Genomic DNA, 19,744 nt, shown 5'->3' on the forward strand with positions numbered 1-19,744 from the left:
AACCGCTCTCCTACAGATTTGATTCAACGCCGTGACGCACGACGCGCTTGTCCAGATCGCCGCCGAGCCAATAGGCCAGATCCGCCGGCCGGTCGATTTGCCAGGCAACGAAATCGGCGACCTTGCCGGCCTCCAGCGAGCCGTGGCTGGCGGCCATGCCCAGCGCTTGCGCGGCATGAATCGTCGCGCCGGCGAGGGCTTCTTCCGGGGTCATGCGAAAACAGGTGCAAGCCATGTTCAGCATCAGGCGCAACGACAGCGCCGGCGAGGTGCCGGGGTTGAGGTCGCTGGCGATGGCAATCTTCACTTTGTGCTTGCGCAGGGCGTCCATCGGCGGCAACTGCGTCTCGCGCAGAAAGTAGAACGCGCCCGGCAGCAGGACCGCGACGGTGTCGGCGGCGGCCATGGCGATGGCGTCGTCCTCGTCCATGAACTCCAGATGATCGGCGGACAAGGCTTGATAACGCGCGGCGAGGCTGGAGCCGTGCAACGAGGAGAGTTGCTCGGCATGCAGCTTCACGGGCAGACCGAGTCGTTGTGCGGCGACGAACACCCGCTCGACCTGCGCCGGCGAGAACGCCAGGTATTCGCAGAACGCATCCACGGCATCGACCAGACCTTCAGCGGCGAGGGCCGGCAGCATCTGATCGCAGACCAGATCGATGTAATCGTCGGCGCGGTCCTTGTACTCCGGCGGCAAGGCGTGCGCCGCCAGGCAAGTGCTGCGTACGCTGATCGGCAGCGCTTCGGCCAGGCGCCGGATGACTCGCAGAATCTTGCGCTCATTGGCCAGATCGAGACCGTAGCCAGACTTCATTTCCACGGTGGTCACGCCATCGCGCATCAGGCTTTTCAGACGTTTGGCGGCGCTGGCGAACAGCTCGTCTTCAGTGGCTTCGCGAGTGGCGCGCACGGTGCTGGCGATGCCGCCACCTTGTGCTGCGATCTCGGCATAGCTGACGCCTTGCAGGCGCTTTTCGAATTCACCGCTGCGATTGCCGCCGAACACCGTGTGGGTGTGGCAGTCGATCAGGCCAGGAGTGACCCAGGCGCCTTGCAGATCATTGACCGCCGGATATTCGCCGGACGGCAACTGAGTGCGCGGGCCGATCCACTCGATCAGCGCGCCCGAGGTGACGATCGCGGCATCCTCGATGATCGAATAGGCGCCGTTGGCCATGGTTGCGACGTGGCAGTGCTGCCAGAGGGTTTTCATCCCAAGTCCTCGTCTTGTGATCGTTCCCACGCTCTGCGTGGGAATGCCTCAAGGGACGCTCCGCGTCCAGTGACGCGGAGCGTCACGGGCTGCATTCCCACGCAGAGCGTGGGAACGATCAGTGGGTGGGGTTAAAGGCTCGGCAGAAGCTTCGCCGGAACCAGCTCAGTCAAACACCGCGAAGCCAGCAACTCGGTCGCCGCATTGATGTCCGGGGCGAAGAACCGATCCTTCTCGTAAAACGCCACTTCCTTGCGCAAGATCGCCCGCGCCTGTTCCAGTTTCGGCGAGGTCTTCAGGCCGTTGCGCAGATCCAGGCCCTGCGCCGCCGCGAGCCATTCCACCGCAAGAATCCCGCGGGTGTTTTCAGCCATTTCCCACAGACGCTTGCCCGCCGCCGGGGCCATCGACACGTGGTCTTCCTGGTTGGCCGAGGTCGGCAGGCTGTCGACCGAATGCGGATGGGACAGCGCCTTGTTCTCGCTGGCCAGCGCCGCCGCCGTCACCTGTGCAATCATGAAACCGGAGTTCACACCGCCATTGGCAACGAGGAACGGCGGCAGTTGCGACATGTGCTTGTCCATCATCAGCGAGATGCGGCGTTCGCTCAGCGAGCCGATTTCGGCGATGGCCAGGGCCATGTTGTCAGCAGCCATCGCCACCGGTTCGGCGTGGAAGTTACCGCCGGAAATCACATCGCCCTCGGCGGCAAACACCAGCGGGTTATCCGACACCGCGTTGGCCTCGATCGCCAGCACTTCAGCAGCCTGACGGAACTGCGTCAGGCACGCGCCCATGACTTGCGGCTGGCAGCGCAGCGAGTACGGGTCCTGAACCTTGTCGCAGTTCTGGTGCGAAGCGGACACTTCGCTGCGCTCACCGAGCAGATCGCGATAAGCCGCAGCGGCGTCGATCTGGCCCGTCTGACCGCGGGCGGCGTGGATGCGCGCATCGAACGGCGAGCGCGAACCCAGCACGGCTTCAACGGTGAGACTGCCGAGCGCCAGTGCACCGGCAAACAGGTCCTCACCTTCAAACAATCCGCGCAGCGCAAATGCAGTGGACACCTGCGTGCCGTTGAGCAGCGCCAGACCTTCCTTCGCCGCCAGCGTCAGCGGCGTCAGGCCGGCGATTTTCAGCGCCTCGGTCGCTTCCATCCACTCGCCCCTGTAGCGAGCCTTGCCCTCGCCCAGCAGCACCAGCGACATGTGCGCCAATGGCGCGAGATCGCCCGATGCACCCACCGAACCTTTCAGTGGAATGTGCGGGTAGACCTCGGCATTGATCAGCGCGATCAGTGCGTCGATCACCAGACGGCGAATCCCTGAGAACCCACGGCTGAGGCTGTTGACCTTGAGCACCATGATCAGCCGCACCAGCTCATCGCTGATCGGCTGGCCGACACCGGCTGCGTGCGACAGCACCAGCGAGCGCTGGAGGTTTTCCAGATCTTCGCTGGCGATGCGCGTCGAGGCCAGCAGGCCGAAACCGGTGTTGATGCCGTAGGCAGTGCGATTTTCGGCAAGGATCTGCTCGACGCAGGCGACGCTGGCTTCGATCTGCGCGCTGGCGCTGTTGTCGAGGGTCAGCGTGACCGGGTTCTGGTAGACGTCACGCAGTTGGGCCAGGCTCAGTTGGCCGGGGATCAGGTTCAGCGCAGTCATTAATGTGCTCCTTTTGTGAGTTCGTCTCTTGAATAAAGAGAAACTGCCAGTCGCTCCGGAGCATTCCGTTATCCGTCGCCTCTCGTCTTTTGAACGATCCGCGCCTTGGCACGCTGGCAGGGGTAGTTGTCAGTGCAAATTCGGTAAGACGCTGTGCAGCACATTCGGCGCTTTCAAAACGCTCGCCGCAGCGGCGATGTCCGGCGCCAGCCAGCGATCCTGATCGTAGGCCGGCACCGTTTCGCGCAGCAGGCGCCAAGCGACATCGGTGCCGGCGCCGAAGCGTTGTCCCTTGAGAAATTCCAGCGCCTGCGCCGCCAGCAGGTATTCGATGGCGAGGATCTGCGTGCAGTTTTCCAGCGCACGGTGCAGCTTCAGCGCGGCGTTGGTGCCCATGCTCAGGTGGTCTTCCTGCAGGCCCGAGGTGATGTAATTGTCGAGGACCGCCGGTTGCGCCAATTGCCGGTTTTCCGCACACAGCGACGCCGCGACGTATTGCACGATCATCATCCCGGAGTTGACTCCCGGATTGGCCACCAGAAACGCCGGCAGCCCGCTGACGTGCGGGTTGACCAGACGATCGAGGCGGCGCTCGGCAATCGAGCCGATTTCGGCCATGGCGATCGCCAGCAGGTCCGCCGCCATCGCCACCGACTGCCCGTGCGGGTTGGCTTGCGACATGACCCGGAAGTTGTCCGGCGTGCCGAGCAGCAACGGGTTGTCGGTGCAGCCGTTGAGTTCGGTTTCGACCTGTTTGATCGCATGTTCCAGTTGATCTCGCGCGGCGCCGTGCACCTGCGGGATCGAACGAATGCTCAACGCATCCTGGGTGCGAATGCCCTTGCTCGAAGCGATCACTTCGCTGCCCGCAAGCAGCGCACGCAAATTGGCGCCGACCTGCTGCATGCCCGGATGCGCTTTCAGCGCGATGATTTCGGCATCGAACGCATCGATCTGGCCGCGCTGGGCTTCGAAGCTCATCGCACCGATGACGTCGGCCCATTGCAGCAGGCGTGTTGCGTCGGCGATGGCCAGGCAACTGAGGCCGGTCATGCACGGCGTGCCGTTGACCAGGCACAAACCATCCTTCGCGCCGAGCGGCACAGGTTGCAGGCCCTCCTCGGCCAGCGCCTGTTGCGCCGGCACGATCTGCCCGCGATAGCTGACATTGCCGACGCCGAGCAGCGCGATGCCGATGTGCGCCATGTGGGTCAGATAACCCACCGAACCCTGCGACGGCACCTGCGGGGTGATGCCGCGATTGAGCAGCGCCAGAAGCCCTTCGACCACCCGCCGATGCAGGCCGGATTTGCCGTGGCTGTAGTTGTGGATCGCGGCGCAGATGATCGCGCGGGTCTGCTCGTCGGCGAGAACCGGGCCGACCCCGCAGGCATGGCTGAGCAGGGTGTTGCGCGAGAGCTGGCTGAGTTGTTCATCTTGCAGGGAGACGTTAGACAAACCGCCCAGGCCGGTGTTGACGCCGTACGCGCGCTCACCGCTGGCGACAATGCGCTGGACGATGCCCTGGGCGTTTTCGATACGCGCCCAGGTCTCGCTGGACAGCTCCAGCCGCGCGCCATGACGGGCGACAGCGACCACGTCCTGCCAACGCAGGTGGGCACCGGTGATCACAATTTTTTCAGCCTGGGACATCTTTAACCTCATACCAATTCTGTTGATGCAGGTCACCCTGTGGCGAGGGGATTTATCCCCGTTCGGCTGCGAAGCAGTCGTAAAACCAGCCACCGCGGTCTGTCTGACAGATTTGGGGGCATTGTTTGGGGCGGCTTCGCCACCCAACGGGGATAAATCCCCTCGCCACAAAGGCAACTCAGTCTCAGACCACCGCCGCCCGCCGCTGCACAAACCGGTCGACATACTCGTCCGCCGGCGAATGCAGGATCTCTCTCGGCGTACCGACCTGAATCAACCGGCCATCCTTGAGAATCGCAATGCGATTGCCAATGCGCACGGCTTCGTCGAGGTCGTGGGTGATGAAGACGATGGTCTTGTGCAGGGTCTTTTGCAGCTCCAGCAACTGGTCCTGCATCTCGGCGCGGATCAACGGATCCAGCGCACTGAACGCTTCGTCCATCAGGATGATGTCGGTGTCCGCCGCCAATGCCCGGGCGAGGCCGACACGCTGACGCATGCCGCCAGAGAGCTGGTGCGGGTATTTGTTTTCGTAACCTTTGAGGCCCACGGTGTTGATCCAGTGGAGCGCGCGTTCGGCGCACATCTGCTTGCTCTCGCCGCGCACTTTCAGGCCGTAGGCGACGTTGTCGAGCACGCTCTTGTGCGGCAGCAGGCCGAAGCTCTGGAACACCATGCTGATCTTGTGCCGGCGAAATTCGCGCAGGGCGTCCATGTCGTATTGCAGGATGTCTACGCCGTCGACGAGGATCGCCCCGCTGGTCGGGTCGATCAGGCGATTGAAGTGGCGCACCAAGGTGGATTTGCCCGAGCCGGACAGGCCCATGATCACGAAAATCTCGCCGGTGCCAATGCTTAGCGACAGGTCGTTGACCCCGACCACGCAACCGGTTTCGTTCAGCACCTGATCCTTGGTCTTGCCCTGACCGACCATGGCCAGCGCATCCTTGGCGCGGTTGCCGAAAATCTTGAAGACGTTTTTGACTTCGATCTTGCTCACGGTTGCGTTACTCATTTGCTCACCTCGTGCCGTGGCCGACCGTACGCCTGGGTAATGCGGTCGATGACCACTGCGAGAATCACGATCGCCAGACCGGCCTCAAGGCCACGTCCGACGTTGAGGGTCTGAATCCCCACCAGCACATCTTCACCCAGGCCACGGGCACCGATCATCGAGGCAATCACCACCATCGACAGGGCCATCATGGTGGTCTGGTTGATCCCGGCCATGATGCTCGGCAGGGCCAGCGGCAGTTGCACGCCGAACAGTTGCTGCCAGCGGTTGGCGCCGAAAGCGTTGATCGCCTCCATCACTTCACCGTCGACCTGGCGAATACCGAGGTCGGTCAGGCGAATCAGCGGCGGCGCGGCGTAGATCACGGTGGCGAAAATCGCCGGGACCTTGCCCAGGCCGAACAGCATCAGCACCGGGATCAGGTACACGAAACTGGGCATGGTCTGCATGATGTCGAGCAGCGGCATCAACACCGAACGCAGGCGATTGCTGCGGGCCGAGAGAATCCCCAGCGGAATGCCGATCAGCACTGAGATGAGCGTCGCCACCATCATCAGCGCCAGGGTTTGCATGAGCTTGTCCCACAGGCCGACCGCGCCGACGAGGAACAGCAGACCGACGATGACGGCCGTCGTCACCACTTTGCGCGTGGCGTGCCAGGCGACGACACCGACGATCGCCAGCATCAGCCACCACGGCGCCGCACGCAGCAGACCTTCGAGGTTGACGATGGCCCAGAGCAGGGTGTCGGAGATGTGGCGGAACACATCGCCGTAGTTGGTGACCAGCGAATCGACCCAACCGTTGACCCAGTCGGCGATGGAAAAGGTAAAGCTTTCGGGAAACATAAGAGACTCTCAATCAAGGGGTTGCGATCAAGCGTCCGGCTGCCGGTGGCGGCAGCCGGAATGGCTCGACCTACAAGGCCGCGTCGATCTTTTTGGCTGCGTCTTCGCTCACCCATGCGTGCCAGACTTCAGGATGTTCCTTGAGAAAGATTTTCGCCAGTTTTGGCGACTCGATGCGCTCCTTGGCCATGCGCCCCAGGTTCTGGTTGAGCAGGTCGATCGGCAAGTTGACCTTCTCCAGCACGGCGACCAGTTCCGGCGCTTCGTCATGGAAGGTTTTCGACAGGCCGACCTTGATGCTCACGGTCTTGTCGACGCCGGGTTTTTCCTCAAGCTTGACCAGATCCACCTGCCCCATCAGCGGGGTTGGCGACCAGTAATAAAACAGGATCGGCTCGCCACGCTTGTAGCTCGACAGCACGGCTGCATCCAGCGCAGGTCCGGTGCCCGGGCGGAAGTTGGTGTAGCTGTTCTCCAGGCCATAGCTTTTCAGCATTTCGCTGTTGTCGAGCTCGCAGGTCCAGCCGGCCGGGCAATTGTAGAAACGGCCCTTGGACGGCTCTTCGGCGTCCTTGAACACGGCGGCGTATTTGCCCAGGTCAGCGATGTTTTTCAGCTCCGGCGCTTTCGGTTCCAGCTTGCGCCTGGCGTCGCCTTCGATCACGTAGCGCGGCACATACCAGCCTTCGATTGCACCCACCACCGGCGCGCCGACACCGACGACCTTGCCGGCCTTCTCGGCCTTGTTCCAGACCTCGCTGCGGCCGACCCACTCTTCGGCGAACACTTGAATGTCGTTGCTGCTCAGGGCGTTTTCCATGGTGATGGAGTTGCCCGGCAGGCTGTCGGTCTTGCAGCCGTAGCCTTTTTCCAGCACCACTTGCATGACGTCGGTCAGCAGCATGCCGCTTTCCCAGTTCAGGCCGGCGAATTTCACCGGTTTGCCCGATTCGCACCAGCCGGCAGCCTGGGTCGCGCCGGCACTGGCCAACAGGCCCATGGACAGCAATGTGGTCAGCAGGGTCTTGTTCGATTTCATTGTTGTGACGCTCCTAATCATGAATGGGCTTACGGCAGTCAAGAGGCATCCAGCCTGTCCACGTCCAATTCAGGCCTGCGCCGCAGCGCGACCGGCCCCGCTTGTTTTAGGTTGTACAACGCTGTTCTGCTCGACCGGCAGAATCAGGTGATCGGGCACTGCGCTGTGCCATTTTTTTGCGCAGACGTAATAGACGGCAGCGGGCAGCACCAGACCGATGATCCAGGAAATGTCCACATCACCGAGGGCAGCCACCAGCGGCCCGGTATAGAACTTGGTCGAGATGAACGGCAGCTGCACCAGCACGCCGAACACATAGACGCCGATACCCAGCAGGTTCCAGCGGCCGTAGCGACCGTTCGGATCGGCCAGCGCCGGCACGTCATAGCGCTCGCGGGTAATGCAGTAGTAGTCCACCAGGTTGATCGCGCTCCACGGCGTGAAAAACGCGAGCAGGAACAGGATGAAAGACTTGAACGCACCAAGGAACGAATGCTGGCCGAGCAAGGCAATCAAGGTTGCCGCACCGACGATAAACAGCACGAACACCAGCCGCTGCAAACGCGTGACCTGCAAGTGGCCGCGAAAACCACTGATGATGGTCGCGATGCACATGAAGCTGCCGTAGGAGTTCAGCGTCGAAATGGTGACCTTGCCGAACGCGATGCTGAAATACAGCAGCGCAGCGGTGGCGCCGGTGCCGCCCAGACCGACGATGTAGGCCACTTCATGTCCGGCGAATTGACCGTTGGCCGAGGCCGCGGCAAACACCCCGAGAATCATCGCAACCTGAGCGCCCACCACCGAACCTGCACCGGCGGCAAAGAAGGTTTTGACCGCCGACGTATTGCTCGGCAGGTAACGGGAGTAGTCAGCGACGTAAGGCCCAAAAGCAATCTGCCAAGAGGCGGCGAGCGATACCGCGAGGAGGAAACTGCTCCAGCTGAAGTGGCGAATTTGCAGGAGCGCGCCCACGTCGGTCTGGCTCATCAGCCGCCAGAACAGGAACACGAAGGCGATCACGCCAATGACACTGGCGACGCGGCCGATCCAGTGGATCACGCGATAACCGAGCACCGTCACCAGCACGATCACGCTGGCAAAAATCAGGATGCCAACGCTGTCGCTGACGTTGAACAACTGACCCAGCGCCTGCCCGGACAGCACCGTACCGGTGGCAGTGAAGCCGAGGTACATCAGGCACACCAGCACGATGGGAATCGCCGCGCCGTAAACGCCGAACTGCACACGACTGGAAATCATCTGCGGCAAGCCCAGTTTCGGCCCTTGCGCCGCATGCAGCGCCATTACGCCACCGCCGAGCAGTTGCCCGATCAGCAGACCGATCAACGACCAGAACACATCACCGCCGAGCACCACGGCCAAGGCCCCGGTGACAATCGCGGTGATTTGCAGGTTGGCGCCCATCCACAGGGTGAACTGGCTGAACAGACGACCGTGTCTTTCCGCTTCCGGGATGTAATCGATCGAACGCCTTTCGATCAACGGTTTGCTGCCTGCACGATCGTGGTTAACCGCCATGATTCAACCTCTGTGGATTGTTATTCGGGTTCACTGAGCTTCGGTGGAGCTGCTTTTCTGTGGGAGCGAGCTTGCTCGCGAAGAGGCCAGCACATTCAACATCTTTGCTGGCTGAAAGATTGCTTTCGCGAGCAAGCTCGCTCCCACATAAAGCAAAAGCGTGTTACTTGCTGCCGGTAATCATCGGCAGATTCAGCCCCTGCTCTTTCGCGCAGTCGATCGCGATCTGGTAGCCGGCATCGGCATGACGCATGACCCCGGTAGCCGGATCGTTATGCAACACGCGCGCGATGCGCTCGGCCGCTTCATCGGTACCGTCGCAGACGATCACCATCCCCGAATGCTGCGAGAAGCCCATGCCGACACCGCCGCCGTGGTGCAAGGACACCCAGGTCGCACCGCTCGCGGTGTTGAGCAGCGCATTGAGCAATGGCCAGTCGGACACGGCGTCGGAGCCGTCCTGCATCGATTCGGTTTCGCGGTTGGGACTTGCGACCGAGCCGGAATCGAGGTGGTCGCGACCGATCACGATCGGCGCCGACAACTCGCCGCTGCGGACCATTTCGTTGAAGGCCAGACCCAGCTTGGCGCGCAAGCCCAGACCGACCCAGCAGATACGCGCCGGCAGACCCTGGAAGCTGATGCGCTCGCGGGCCATGTCCAGCCAGTTGTGCAAATGCGCGTCGTCGGGGATCAGCTCTTTGACCTTGGCGTCGGTTTTGTAGATGTCTTGCGGATCACCCGACAACGCCGCCCAACGGAACGGGCCGATGCCACGGCAGAACAGCGGACGGATGTAGGCCGGTACGAAGCCTGGGAAATCGAAGGCGTTTTCGACGCCCTCTTCCTGGGCCATCTGACGAATGTTGTTGCCGTAATCGAAGGTCGGGATGCCTTGCTTCTGAAATTCCAGCATGGCTTTGACGTGCACGGCCATCGACTGCTTGGCAGCCTTGATCACCGCGGCCGGTTCGGTCTTGGCGCGGGCGCGGTATTCGTCCCAGCTCCAGCCGGCCGGCAAGTAACCGTTGAGCGGGTCGTGGGCGCTGGTCTGGTCGGTGACCATGTCCGGACGCACGCCGCGCTTGACCAGCTCCGGGAGAATTTCCGCGGCGTTGCCGAGCAGGGCAATCGAGATGGCTTTGCCTTCTTTGGTGTATTTGTCGATGCGCGCCAGGGCGTCGTCGAGGTCTTTGGCTTGCTCATCGACGTAACGGCTTTTCAGGCGGAAATCGATGCTGACCTGCTGGCATTCGATGTTCAGCGAGCAGGCGCCGGCCAGGGTGGCGGCCAACGGTTGTGCGCCGCCCATGCCACCGAGGCCCGCGGTCAGCACCCAGCGACCTTTAAGGTCAGCGTTGTAATGCTGGCGACCGGCTTCGACGAAGGTTTCGTAGGTGCCCTGAACGATGCCTTGGCTGCCGATGTAGATCCAGCTGCCGGCGGTCATCTGGCCGTACATGGCCAGGCCTTTGGCGTCGAGTTCGTTGAAGTGTTCCCAGCTTGCCCAGTGCGGCACCAGGTTGGAGTTGGCAATCAGTACGCGCGGCGCGTTGCTGTGGGTTTTGAACACACCGACCGGCTTGCCCGATTGCACCAGCAGGGTTTCGTCGTCGTTCAGGTTAGTCAGGCTCTCGACGATCTTGTCGTAGCATTCCCAATTGCGCGCAGCACGACCGATGCCACCGTAGACCACCAGCTCTTTAGGGTTCTCGGCGACTTCCGGGTCGAGGTTGTTCATCAGCATGCGCAGCGGCGCTTCGGTCAGCCAGCTCTTGGCGGTCAGCGTGTTACCGCGTGCAGCACGGATTTCGACGTCGCGATACTTTGTGGTTTTCCGGGTATTGTCAGTCACGAAAAAGACTCCTCAGCGATCAATTCAAACCAACCCTGGCAGTGGGCAGCAGCCTGCGCGCATCAATGCGCGACAAGCGAATCAGTGGACGCTGCGGAGAGTCTCGAGCGACTCATACGCATACGTCTTTACTTGTACATACAAGCATATGCAATCAAGCGGCCAACTTGCTGAAGGGCTGTTCAAGAAAAATTGCGAACGAGGCTGGAGAACGCCTGAATCAAGGGTCCTGGCGTGAATGAAATTTTCTTCGCGAGTATTTTGAGGAGGTTGGGATTGGCTGCGAGAGCGTGGTATTGCGCCACGCTGGGGCGTTCGGTAACAAGTTGGTGCGCGGTGAGAAACAACAGTGGGATGACTTTTGTGGCGAGGGGATTTATCCCCGCTGGGTCGCGAAGCGGCCCCATTCTTGATTAAAAAAAGCGGTCTGCTGCGCAGCCCAACGGGGATAAATCCCCTCACCACAGGGGGTAGTCAGTTTTGGAAGAGTTCGATCACGCAGCAGGCGGCGCTGGTGGAGACTTCGACCAGCCCGCTGTTGCCGTCCAGTTGCAGGCAATCATGCCGACCGAGCTGCGAAACACCGTCGCCAACACGCACGGCCATCAGCTCACTGATACTGAACACCAGTACCGTCCCCGCCGAACTGAAAAACCGTTGCTCGCCATCCAGCCACTGCAACCGCGCGCTGTAACGTTGCGGCGCATAAATCAGATTAAAGTCGCGAATCGCACCGCCGAGCAAGGTGCACGACACCTGGCTTTCGCCACTGAAGGCGAACGGGTCGAGGGGTAACAGTGGACAGGTATCGTCACCGTCGACACACAGGGTCATGCCGTCACCCTGTAACACGGTGATCACTCGCTGGTAGCCGGCGAAGGTCGAAAAACCGCCCGATTCGGCGATGTCGGCAATCGACAGCCGCCAGCCGAAACCGTCCAGGCCGGCACCCGCGTCGCGGGTGATTTCTTCAGTGCTGCCGCCGCCATTTTTCCACGGCATGCGCGGGTAGCCCTCGGCGCGGAGAACCTTCACTTCATATTTCATTTATGGAACCGCCCTTCCAGACGATGACGCGAACCCGGATGGATCAAACGCGCCGCCGTCACCGGCTGGCGCCCCGACCAGGTACGCCGGCGAATCAACAGGCACGGCTCGCCTTTTTCAATTTGCAGCAATTTGCACTCGGACGGTTCGGCGAGGATCGCCTCGACCACATGTTCGCCTTCGGTCAGCGGCGCCACCTGGTTCAGATAGGCATAAGGAGTTTGCAGGGTGAAGTCCTGCTTGAGGTATTCCGGGGCGACCAGTGCGTTGACGAAACGGTCTTCGATTTGCACGGGAATGTCGTTTTCGTAATGCACGATCAACGAGTGAAACACTTTCTGCCCTTCGCGCATGTCCAGCGCCAGTGCGCGCTCGGAACCGGCGGCCTCTTCTTCCAGCGTGATGACCTGGCAGGTGTGACGGTGGCCGCGCGAGGCGATTTCGTCGGCGATGTTGTGCACTTCGAACAGCGCGGACTGGCTCTTCGGCTCGGCGACAAACGTGCCGACGCCCTGCATGCGTACCAGCAGACCGTCGGCGGTCATTTCGCGCAGGGCACGGTTGATGGTCATGCGGCTGAAACCGAGTTGATTGACCAACTCGCTCTCGGATGGCACGCGGTAGTGCGGCGGCCAGTTACCGCTGTCGATCTGCTGGGTGATCATCTGTTTGACGCGGGCGTACAAGGGCGCCGGACTGTCGCCCATGTTCGCGGCCAACGGAGAGACTGGAGGCGGAGTCGGCACGGTTGATCCCTGTTCATTGGATGAAAGTGACTAGCTTGCCGGAGTTTACCGGGCAGGCAAACGTCTGTATATGTATATACAAATAACACACGATGGGGTGCTGAACCATGTCCGCTTTCTTTGCCGAACGCGCGCTGCTGCCTAACGGATGGGCCAACAATGTACGTCTCGAGGTCAGCGCCGAAGGCCTGCTGACCCGCATCCAGGCCGATTCCACTGCAGATGGCGCCGAACGGCTGAGCGGGCCGTTGCTGCCGGGAATGCCCAATCTGCATTCCCACGCCTTTCAACGGGCAATGGCGGGTCTGGCCGAAGTGGCCGGCAATCCGAACGACAGTTTCTGGACCTGGCGCGATTTGATGTATCGCCTCGTTGGAAAAATCAGCCCCGATCAGCTCGGCGTCATTGCCCGGCAGTTGTACATCGAAATGCTCAAGGCCGGTTACACCTCGGTCGCCGAATTTCACTATGTGCACCATGACAGCAACGGCCAGCCGTACGCCGATCCGGCGGAACTGGCCTTGCGTATCAGCCACGCCGCCAGTGAAAGCGGCATCGGCCTGACCCTGCTGCCGGTGCTTTACAGCCACTCCGGTTTTGGCGGTCAGCCCCCGAACGACGGCCAGCGCCGTTTCATCAACAGCACGGAAAACTACCTGAACCTGCAATCGCGCCTGCAGCCATTACTGGCGCAGAAAAAGGCGCAATCGCTGGGGCTGTGTTTCCACTCGTTGCGCGCGGTGACACCGCAGCAGATCAGCGAAGTGCTCGCCGCCAGCGACAAACAATGCCCGGTGCACATCCACATCGCCGAACAGCAAAAGGAAGTCGACGACTGCCTGAACTGGAGCGGGCGTCGTCCACTGCAATGGCTGTTTGAGAACACCGAAGTCGATCAGCGCTGGTGCCTGGTCCATGCGACCCACGCCAATCCGGAAGAAGTCACGCTGATGGCCAAGAGTCGCGCCATCGCCGGTCTGTGCCTGACCACCGAAGCGAATCTGGGCGACGGGATTTTCCCGGCAGTGGATTTCCTCGCGCAGGGCGGGCGCCTGGGCATTGGCTCCGACAGCCATGTGTCGCTCAGTGTGGTAGAGGAACTGCGTTGGCTGGAATATGGCCAGCGCCTGCGCGATCAACGGCGCAACCGCTTGTATGGCGCGGATCAGCCGATGGTCGGACGCACGCTGTATGACGCCGCGCTGGACGGTGGCGCGCAGGCGCTGGGGCAGCCGATCGGCGCGCTGGACGTGGGCAAACGTGCGGACTGGATCGTGCTCGATGGCAACGATCCGTATCTGGCGACGGCCTCGGGTGACGGGATTCTGAATCGCTGGCTGTTTGCTGGTGGCGATCGGCAGGTGCGCGATGTGCTGGTCAATGGTCAGTGGGTGGTGCGCGATGGCCGGCATGCCGGGGAAGAAGACAGCGCGCGGGCCTTCACCCAGGTCCTGCGCGATCTTTTAGGCTGAAAGCTGATCGTTCCCACGCTCTGCGTGGGAATGCATCCCGGGACGCTCTGCGTCCCAACAGCGGACGCGGAGCGTCCATTGAGGCATTCCCACGCGGAGCGTAGGAACGATCGATGTGGAGCTGCCGAAGGCTGCGATCTTTTTGCTCTTAATTCGAAGTTTTGGCCATCTGCCGATCCGACGCGCGCCAGATCAGTCGCGTGGTGTCGTAGCCCTGCTGACGTGCCTTGCTCAGCAGCTCTTCACGGATTACGCCATTGACGGTCGGTGTGCGTGACAGCAGCCACATGTACTTGCGGCTCGGGTCGCCGACAATCGCAGTCTTGTAATCGTCGCTGACGTACAGCACCCAGTATTCGCCCTTCGCCACACCGGGGATCAGGCGCGAAAACCAGTTATCGAATTCGACCCAAAGCTTGTCGGTCTTGCCCGGGACTTGTGGATAAGCCGTGCCTTTGGCCTCTTCCCACTGCCAGTCCGGCGTCAGGCAGCGATTGAGTACACCGATGTTGCCGTCAGGCTTGAGCGTGTAATGCGCTTCGGATTGTGCGCAATGGCGCTGGAAATACATGGGCAGACGCGCCAGCTCGTACCAGGTCCCTTGGTAACGTTTCAGATTGACGCTGTCGACGGTCTTCGGCGCCAACGGGTCCACGCCGGAAGTGGCGCAGCCGGCCAGTACCAGGCCGGCAAAAAGGATCAGCAATAACCGCTTCATTTTTCTTCTCCGTGGGCGCGAAGCCCCGGTTTACTTCAGGCCTTGGCCGGAAAACATCAACACTTTGTCACCAGCATACTGCACGCTGATAAAGCTTTTCTGGTCGCCCCAGGTGCAGCTGGACATACCGAGCGCGCCCGAGCAATCAGTCGGTTTGCCGAGGAGGGTCTCCACGTCTGACTTGGCCATGCCGGCCGAGAGCTTCGAGTAGTTTTCCTGATTGACCTTGCTGCATGCGGCCAACAGCACGCAAAACGACAGCAGGGCGAGAGATCGCAGCGACATGGTGTAACTCCTGGAACGAGGGGGGATGGCATGGTGCCAACCAGAAGCTTAGAAGAGAAAACCCTCATCTGGTTCCGTGGGCGAACGGCTATTTATTTGCCCGCCCGTCTGGCTTTTTTCGGCAAATCAAAAACTTCGTGACGCTGTCGAGCATTTCGTCGACTTTCGTCGTAGCCGCCTAATCTTTGGCGCGGCGCGGTCGAAATAAGAGCAGCGCACAGCCGCCGGATATGGCAAATTGCCGCGCTTTCTTGACCAGTCCCTTCGCGGTAGTTCATTCAATGACCAGAAACATGAAATTCAGCCACAAGATTCTGTTGGCTGCCGCCCTTGTGGTGGCTGTTGCGTTCGCCTGTTTCATTTTGTTCAACGACTATCGCCAACGCGAAGCCCTGGAGAGCAGCACCGACTCGACGATGCAGGAACTGGGCAGCCTGACGTCCAGCAACATCCAGACCTGGCTGGACAGCCGCATTCAGTTGCTGCAATCGTTGTCCCAGCAAGTTGCAGTGGACGGCAACGCGCCCGCCAGTCTGAAGCGCATCATTGATCTGCCCGCCTACACCGGCAATTTCCAGCTCAGCTATTTTGGCGGCGCGGACGGCGTAATGTTCTCGGTGCCGGCCGGTAACCGTGCGCCGGACTACGATCCGCGCGCCCGCGGCTGGTACAAGGCAGCCAACAGCGCACAACAGACCATCGTCACCGAACCCTACATCGCCGCCTCCTCGGGCAAACTGGTGATCACCGTCGCCACGCCGGTGCAGCGCCAGGGTCAGATGCTCGGCGTCGCCGGTGCCGACATCGACCTGAGCAGCGTCAGCGCGATCATCAACTCGCTGAATTTCGACGGCCACGGCCATGCGTTCATTGTCAGCGCCGACGGCAAAATCCTGATCCACCCGGACAGCAAACTGGTGCTCAAGACGCTCGCCGAGGCCTATCCGAACGGTGCGCCGCAAGTCAGCCCGGGCCTCAAGGAAGTCGAATTCGACGGCAAGACCCAACTGGTTTCCTTCACCCGCATCAACGGCGTGCCGTCGGCCGACTGGTACGTGGCACTGGTGCTGGATAAAGACACCGCGTTCTCGATGCTCAGCGAGTTCCGCACGTCGGCATTGATCGCCATGGCCATTGCCGTGCTGATCATCATCGCCCTGCTCAGCCTGTTGATTCGGGTCCTGATGCAACCACTGCTGACCATGGGCCGTGCCATGCAAGACATCGCTGAAGGTGAAGGCGACCTGACCAAGCGTCTGGTGATTCACGGCAACGATGAATTCGGCGCGCTGGGCACGTCGTTCAACCGCTTCGTCGAGCGCATCCACACCTCGATCCGCGAAGTGTCCTCGGCCACCGGCCAAGTCAACGAAGTCGCCCTGCGCGTCGTCGCTGCTTCGAACTCGTCAATGTACAACTCCGACCAGCAAGCCAGCCGCACCAACAGCGTCGCCGCGGCGATCAATCAGCTCGGCGCCGCCGCCCAGGAAATCGCTCAGAACGCGGCCCTCGCCTCGCAGCATTCCAGCGACGCGCGCAGCCTGGCGGTTGACGGTCAGCAGGTGGTGGATAAAACCATCCAGGCCATGCAACAACTGTCGGCGAAGATCAGCGATTCCTGCGGCAACATCGAAACCCTCAACAGCAACACGGTGAACATCGGCCAGATTCTCGAAGTGATCACCAGCATTTCCCAACAGACCAACCTGCTGGCGCTCAATGCCGCGATCGAAGCTGCGCGCGCCGGTGAAGCCGGGCGCGGTTTTGCCGTGGTTGCCGATGAAGTGCGCAATCTGGCGCACCGCACCCAGGATTCGGCGCAGCAAGTGCAGAAGATGATCGAGGAATTGCAGGTCGGCGCCCGTCAGGCCGTAACCATCATGACCGAGAGCCAGCGCGAGAGCGAAAGCAGCGTCGGCATCGCCAACCAGGCGGGTGAACGCCTGGGCAGCGTGACCCAGCGCATCGGTGAAATCGACGGGATGAACCAGTCGGTGGCCACCGCGACCGAAGAGCAGACCGCAGTGGTCGAGTCGATCAACGTCGATATCAACGAGATCAACACGCTTAATCAGGAAGGTGTGGAGAACTTGCAGGCAACGTTGCGCGCGTGTTCGGACCTGGAACAACAGGCGGCGCGTCTGAAGCAGTTGGTCGGCAGCTTCAGGATCTAGGTTGCTGGCACTGGCCTCTTCGCGGGCAAGCCCGCTTCCACAGGGTCTTCGGTGTGTACACGATTTGTGTTCCGCCACAAAACCCTGTGGGAGCGGGCTTGCTCGCGAAGGCGGCCTCAATGGGCACACCTCAACATCGAATACACTGATCAGCTCGCACTGACGCCGGACTGAATTAAGACTAAACTCAGTCCGACTCCAATTGGCGGGCTAATTCCATGAAGCTTTCAGTACAAATCAAACCTATCAGTTATCTGAAAAGTCACACGGCGGAGATTGTCAAAACGATCACAGAAAGCCGCGAGCCACTGGTGATCACACAAAACGGCGAAGCCAAGCTCGTGGTCATGGACGTTAAAAGCTTTGAAGAACAGGAAGACACGATGGCCTTGCTGAAATTACTGGCAATGGGCAATCGGGAAATCGAGGAAGGCAAATTCGATGACGCCGAGAGGGTATTCTCGGAACTGGACAAGGCCGATCTGCAATGAAGTTAAGGGTCGTCATTCTCCAGTCAGCCCAAACCGATCTCAAAGAACTGCGCACCTATCTCATCAAACAATTTTCAAATGCAATCTGGCAAATCACCTGCGCCGATCTCAAGACTGCCATTAACGGCTTGGCTGACTCGCCTTTTTCCGGATCAATTCCGGAAGAAATCGAAAAGCTCAACCTCGGCCAGTACCGGCAAATAGTTTCGGGAATGAATCGGGTGATTTATGAGGTGCGGGAAAAAACTGTCTACATCCACATCGTTGTCGACACTCGAAAAAGCTTACCTGCACTCCTGATGAAGCGATTGTTACAAGGTAATCCTTGAATTAAAAACGCGAGCCAGGCTGCGAAAGAAACTCCAATTCCTCAGCCGTAGACTCCCGCCCCAACACCGCGTTGCGATGCGGAAACCTTCCAAACCGGGCAATCACCTTCTGATGCCGTTCGGCATAGTCCAGGTTATCGGCGAACACCGCCCGCTCCGCCTCCGGCTGTTCAGCCACCAGTTCGATAAACCGGGAAACCGCCTCATTCTGCACCGCGAGGTTTTCGCAGTGTTCGAACACCAGATAAATGAATACCCGCTGAATCGGTTTCAACTGCCGATCAAAATCCGCCGCTATACCTTGCGCGACGAGTTTCTGCGCGCGCAGATCACCGGAAAACGCTTTCGGTGTGTCGCGATAGATCATGCGCGGCAGTTGATCAAGCAACAGCACCACGGCCAGCCAACCTTCGGGACGTTGCGTCCACTCGGTCAATTCGCCGGCCAGGGCCTGATCGACAAAGACCCCGAACCGCTCACGCGCTTCGAGGTCCTGGCTGTCTCGCTTGCCAAACCACAACTTGCCCTTCTCGGCCGCTACGTCATTCGGCGATTCGGCCTGTCCGAACCACCAATCGAGCAACGGCTGCCAGGGCGCGTGCATGGTTTATTCCTTGTGGTAGGCCGTGGCCCGTGCGACTTCTTCTTTCGAGCCGAGGAACACCGCGACGCGCTGGTGCAGGCCTTCCGGCTGAATGTCGAGGATGCGCTGGTGACCGTCGGTGGAGGCGCCGCCCGCTTGTTCGACGAGGAACGACATCGGGTTGGCTTCGTACATCAGGCGCAGCTTGCCCGGCTTGGACGGCTCGCGGCTGTCGCGCGGGTACATGAACAGACCGCCACGGGTCAGGATGCGGTGCACGTCAGCGACCATCGCCGCGACCCAGCGCATGTTGTAGTTCTTTTTCAGCGGGCCTTCTTCACCGGCCAGCAACTCGCCGACGTAGCGCTGCACCGGGGCTTCCCAGTGGCGCTGGTTGGACATGTTGATCGCAAATTCCTGAGTGGTTTCAGGAATGGTGATGTCTTCGTGGGTCAGCACGAAGCTGCCCATTTCGCGGTCCAGGGTGAAGCCTTTGACGCCGTCGCCCAGGGTCAGTACCAACATGGTCTGCGGGCCGTAGATCGCGTAACCGGCAGCCACTTGCTGAGTGCCTGGCTGCAGGAAAGCTTTTTCGTTCAGCGGCTCGTTCTGGCTCAGGTATTCGTTAGGGCAACGCAGTACCGAGAAGATGGTGCCGACCGGAGCGTTGATGTCGATGTTCGACGAACCGTCCAGCGGGTCGAATACCAGCAGGTAGGCGCCCTTCGGGTATTTGCCAGGGATCTGATAGGCATTGTCCATTTCTTCGGACGCCATGCCGGCCAGGTGACCGCCCCACTCGTTGGCTTCGAGCAGGATTTCGTTCGACAGCACGTCGAGTTTCTTCTGCACTTCGCCTTGTACGTTTTCGGTGCCCATGCTGCCCAGAACACCACCCAGGGCGCCTTTGGACACGGCGTGGCTGATTTCCTTGCAGGCACGCGCCACCACTTCGATCAGGAAGCGCAGATCGGCAGGAGTGTTGTTGCTGCGGGTCTGCTCAATCAAATAGCGACTCAAGGTAACGCGGGACATGGACGGCTCCGGTGGAATGGGGGGCTAAAAAC

General features: G+C 60.7%; 18 protein-coding genes. 4 read left to right on the plus strand and 14 right to left on the minus strand.

Annotated features, from left to right (window positions below; genetic code table 11):
* Positions 1–10: 10 nt before the first annotated feature.
* The 10 genes from hutI to hutC form a co-directional block, all read right to left on the minus strand.
* Positions 11–1,216 carry an imidazolonepropionase gene (gene hutI / locus HU739_RS15745; RefSeq protein ID WP_186552165.1) on the minus strand — a complete coding sequence of 402 codons (1,206 nt, stop codon included), beginning with the start codon at positions 1,214–1,216 and terminating at the stop codon, positions 11–13.
* A 131-nt stretch (positions 1,217–1,347) separates the two neighbouring features.
* The gene (hutH, locus tag HU739_RS15750; RefSeq protein ID WP_186552108.1) at positions 1,348–2,880 is read right to left on the minus strand and encodes a histidine ammonia-lyase; all 1,533 of its coding nucleotides are present in this window, start codon (positions 2,878–2,880) and stop codon (positions 1,348–1,350) included.
* A gap of 129 nt (positions 2,881–3,009) precedes the next feature.
* The gene (gene hutH / locus HU739_RS15755) at positions 3,010–4,533 is read right to left on the minus strand and encodes a histidine ammonia-lyase (protein WP_186552109.1); all 1,524 of its coding nucleotides are present in this window, start codon (positions 4,531–4,533) and stop codon (positions 3,010–3,012) included.
* A gap of 184 nt (positions 4,534–4,717) precedes the next feature.
* Positions 4,718–5,548, minus strand: a complete 831-nt coding sequence (locus HU739_RS15760) for a quaternary amine ABC transporter ATP-binding protein (protein ID WP_186552110.1) — start codon at positions 5,546–5,548, stop codon at positions 4,718–4,720.
* Entirely contained in the window at positions 5,545–6,396 is an 852-nt protein-coding gene (locus HU739_RS15765) for an ABC transporter permease (protein WP_186552111.1), read from the minus strand. Before HU739_RS15765 ends, HU739_RS15760 begins: the two co-directional genes overlap by 4 nt.
* A gap of 70 nt (positions 6,397–6,466) precedes the next feature.
* On the minus strand, positions 6,467–7,435 hold the full coding sequence (locus HU739_RS15770; RefSeq protein WP_186552112.1) for an ABC transporter substrate-binding protein: 969 nt from the start codon (positions 7,433–7,435) through the stop codon (positions 6,467–6,469).
* Positions 7,436–7,504: 69 nt separating this feature from the next.
* Positions 7,505–8,977 carry a purine-cytosine permease family protein gene (locus HU739_RS15775; RefSeq protein ID WP_186552113.1) on the minus strand — a complete coding sequence of 491 codons (1,473 nt, stop codon included), beginning with the start codon at positions 8,975–8,977 and terminating at the stop codon, positions 7,505–7,507.
* 163 nt (positions 8,978–9,140) lie between these two features.
* Positions 9,141–10,832: a urocanate hydratase gene (gene hutU / locus HU739_RS15780; protein ID WP_186552114.1), complete on the minus strand. Its 1,692-nt coding sequence runs from the start codon at positions 10,830–10,832 to the stop codon at positions 9,141–9,143.
* A 474-nt stretch (positions 10,833–11,306) separates the two neighbouring features.
* Positions 11,307–11,879: a HutD/Ves family protein gene (locus tag HU739_RS15785; RefSeq protein WP_186552115.1), complete on the minus strand. Its 573-nt coding sequence runs from the start codon at positions 11,877–11,879 to the stop codon at positions 11,307–11,309.
* The gene (gene hutC / locus HU739_RS15790; RefSeq protein WP_163013658.1) at positions 11,876–12,586 is read right to left on the minus strand and encodes a histidine utilization repressor; all 711 of its coding nucleotides are present in this window, start codon (positions 12,584–12,586) and stop codon (positions 11,876–11,878) included. Before hutC ends, HU739_RS15785 begins: the two co-directional genes overlap by 4 nt.
* Positions 12,587–12,732: 146 nt before the next feature.
* Here hutC and HU739_RS15795 point away from each other — a divergent pair, with 146 nt between their 5' ends.
* Positions 12,733–14,097, plus strand: coding sequence for a formimidoylglutamate deiminase (locus tag HU739_RS15795; protein ID WP_186552116.1), 1,365 nt, complete (start codon positions 12,733–12,735; stop codon positions 14,095–14,097).
* Positions 14,098–14,245: 148 nt separating this feature from the next.
* Here the strand turns inward: HU739_RS15795 and HU739_RS15800 are convergent, their stop codons facing one another.
* Both HU739_RS15800 and HU739_RS15805 read right to left on the minus strand, forming a co-directional pair.
* Entirely contained in the window at positions 14,246–14,815 is a 570-nt protein-coding gene (locus tag HU739_RS15800) for a lipocalin family protein (RefSeq protein ID WP_186552117.1), read from the minus strand.
* A 30-nt stretch (positions 14,816–14,845) separates the two neighbouring features.
* Positions 14,846–15,100: a hypothetical protein gene (locus HU739_RS15805; RefSeq protein WP_186552118.1), complete on the minus strand. Its 255-nt coding sequence runs from the start codon at positions 15,098–15,100 to the stop codon at positions 14,846–14,848.
* Positions 15,101–15,381: 281 nt separating this feature from the next.
* On the opposite strand from HU739_RS15805, the gene HU739_RS15810 reads away from it, so the two are divergent.
* The 3 genes from HU739_RS15810 to HU739_RS15820 all read left to right on the plus strand — a co-directional run bounded on the left by HU739_RS15810 (position 15,382) and on the right by HU739_RS15820 (position 18,094).
* A complete protein-coding gene (locus tag HU739_RS15810) occupies positions 15,382–17,274 on the plus strand; it encodes a methyl-accepting chemotaxis protein (protein WP_202884250.1) in 1,893 nt (630 codons plus the stop codon).
* A 218-nt stretch (positions 17,275–17,492) separates the two neighbouring features.
* The gene (locus HU739_RS15815) at positions 17,493–17,765 is read left to right on the plus strand and encodes a type II toxin-antitoxin system Phd/YefM family antitoxin (protein WP_186552120.1); all 273 of its coding nucleotides are present in this window, start codon (positions 17,493–17,495) and stop codon (positions 17,763–17,765) included.
* Positions 17,762–18,094 carry a type II toxin-antitoxin system RelE/ParE family toxin gene (locus tag HU739_RS15820; protein WP_186552121.1) on the plus strand — a complete coding sequence of 111 codons (333 nt, stop codon included), beginning with the start codon at positions 17,762–17,764 and terminating at the stop codon, positions 18,092–18,094. The genes HU739_RS15815 and HU739_RS15820 overlap by 4 nt, the downstream gene beginning before the upstream one ends.
* Position 18,095: 1 nt before the next feature.
* On the opposite strand, the gene HU739_RS15825 is transcribed toward HU739_RS15820, so the two are convergent.
* A complete protein-coding gene (locus tag HU739_RS15825; RefSeq protein ID WP_186552122.1) occupies positions 18,096–18,698 on the minus strand; it encodes a DUF924 family protein in 603 nt (200 codons plus the stop codon).
* Positions 18,699–18,701: 3 nt separating this feature from the next.
* The gene (locus HU739_RS15830; RefSeq protein WP_039756611.1) at positions 18,702–19,712 is read right to left on the minus strand and encodes a class 1 fructose-bisphosphatase; all 1,011 of its coding nucleotides are present in this window, start codon (positions 19,710–19,712) and stop codon (positions 18,702–18,704) included.
* Between the last annotated feature and the right edge of the window lie 32 nt (positions 19,713–19,744).

This window comes from Pseudomonas hamedanensis, assembly GCF_014268595.2.
Classification (GTDB): Bacteria; Pseudomonadota; Gammaproteobacteria; order Pseudomonadales; family Pseudomonadaceae; genus Aquipseudomonas; species Aquipseudomonas hamedanensis.

Coding starts and splice junctions, on each gene's coding strand:
- hutI (WP_186552165.1), bottom strand. CDS start 1,216: ATGAAAACCCTCTGGCAGCACTGCCACGTCGCAACCATGGCCAACGGC.
- hutH (WP_186552108.1), bottom strand. CDS start 2,880: ATGACTGCGCTGAACCTGATCCCCGGCCAACTGAGCCTGGCCCAACTG.
- hutH (WP_186552109.1), bottom strand. CDS start 4,533: ATGTCCCAGGCTGAAAAAATTGTGATCACCGGTGCCCACCTGCGTTGG.
- HU739_RS15760 (WP_186552110.1), bottom strand. CDS start 5,548: ATGAGTAACGCAACCGTGAGCAAGATCGAAGTCAAAAACGTCTTCAAG.
- HU739_RS15765 (WP_186552111.1), bottom strand. CDS start 6,396: ATGTTTCCCGAAAGCTTTACCTTTTCCATCGCCGACTGGGTCAACGGT.
- HU739_RS15770 (WP_186552112.1), bottom strand. CDS start 7,435: ATGAAATCGAACAAGACCCTGCTGACCACATTGCTGTCCATGGGCCTG.
- HU739_RS15775 (WP_186552113.1), bottom strand. CDS start 8,977: ATGGCGGTTAACCACGATCGTGCAGGCAGCAAACCGTTGATCGAAAGG.
- HU739_RS15785 (WP_186552115.1), bottom strand. CDS start 11,879: ATGAAATATGAAGTGAAGGTTCTCCGCGCCGAGGGCTACCCGCGCATG.
- hutC (WP_163013658.1), bottom strand. CDS start 12,586: ATGGGCGACAGTCCGGCGCCCTTGTACGCCCGCGTCAAACAGATGATC.
- HU739_RS15795 (WP_186552116.1), top strand. CDS start 12,733: ATGTCCGCTTTCTTTGCCGAACGCGCGCTGCTGCCTAACGGATGGGCC.
- HU739_RS15800 (WP_186552117.1), bottom strand. CDS start 14,815: ATGAAGCGGTTATTGCTGATCCTTTTTGCCGGCCTGGTACTGGCCGGC.
- HU739_RS15805 (WP_186552118.1), bottom strand. CDS start 15,100: ATGTCGCTGCGATCTCTCGCCCTGCTGTCGTTTTGCGTGCTGTTGGCC.
- HU739_RS15810 (WP_202884250.1), top strand. CDS start 15,382: ATGACCAGAAACATGAAATTCAGCCACAAGATTCTGTTGGCTGCCGCC.
- HU739_RS15815 (WP_186552120.1), top strand. CDS start 17,493: ATGAAGCTTTCAGTACAAATCAAACCTATCAGTTATCTGAAAAGTCAC.
- HU739_RS15820 (WP_186552121.1), top strand. CDS start 17,762: ATGAAGTTAAGGGTCGTCATTCTCCAGTCAGCCCAAACCGATCTCAAA.
- HU739_RS15825 (WP_186552122.1), bottom strand. CDS start 18,698: ATGCACGCGCCCTGGCAGCCGTTGCTCGATTGGTGGTTCGGACAGGCC.
- HU739_RS15830 (WP_039756611.1), bottom strand. CDS start 19,712: ATGTCCCGCGTTACCTTGAGTCGCTATTTGATTGAGCAGACCCGCAGC.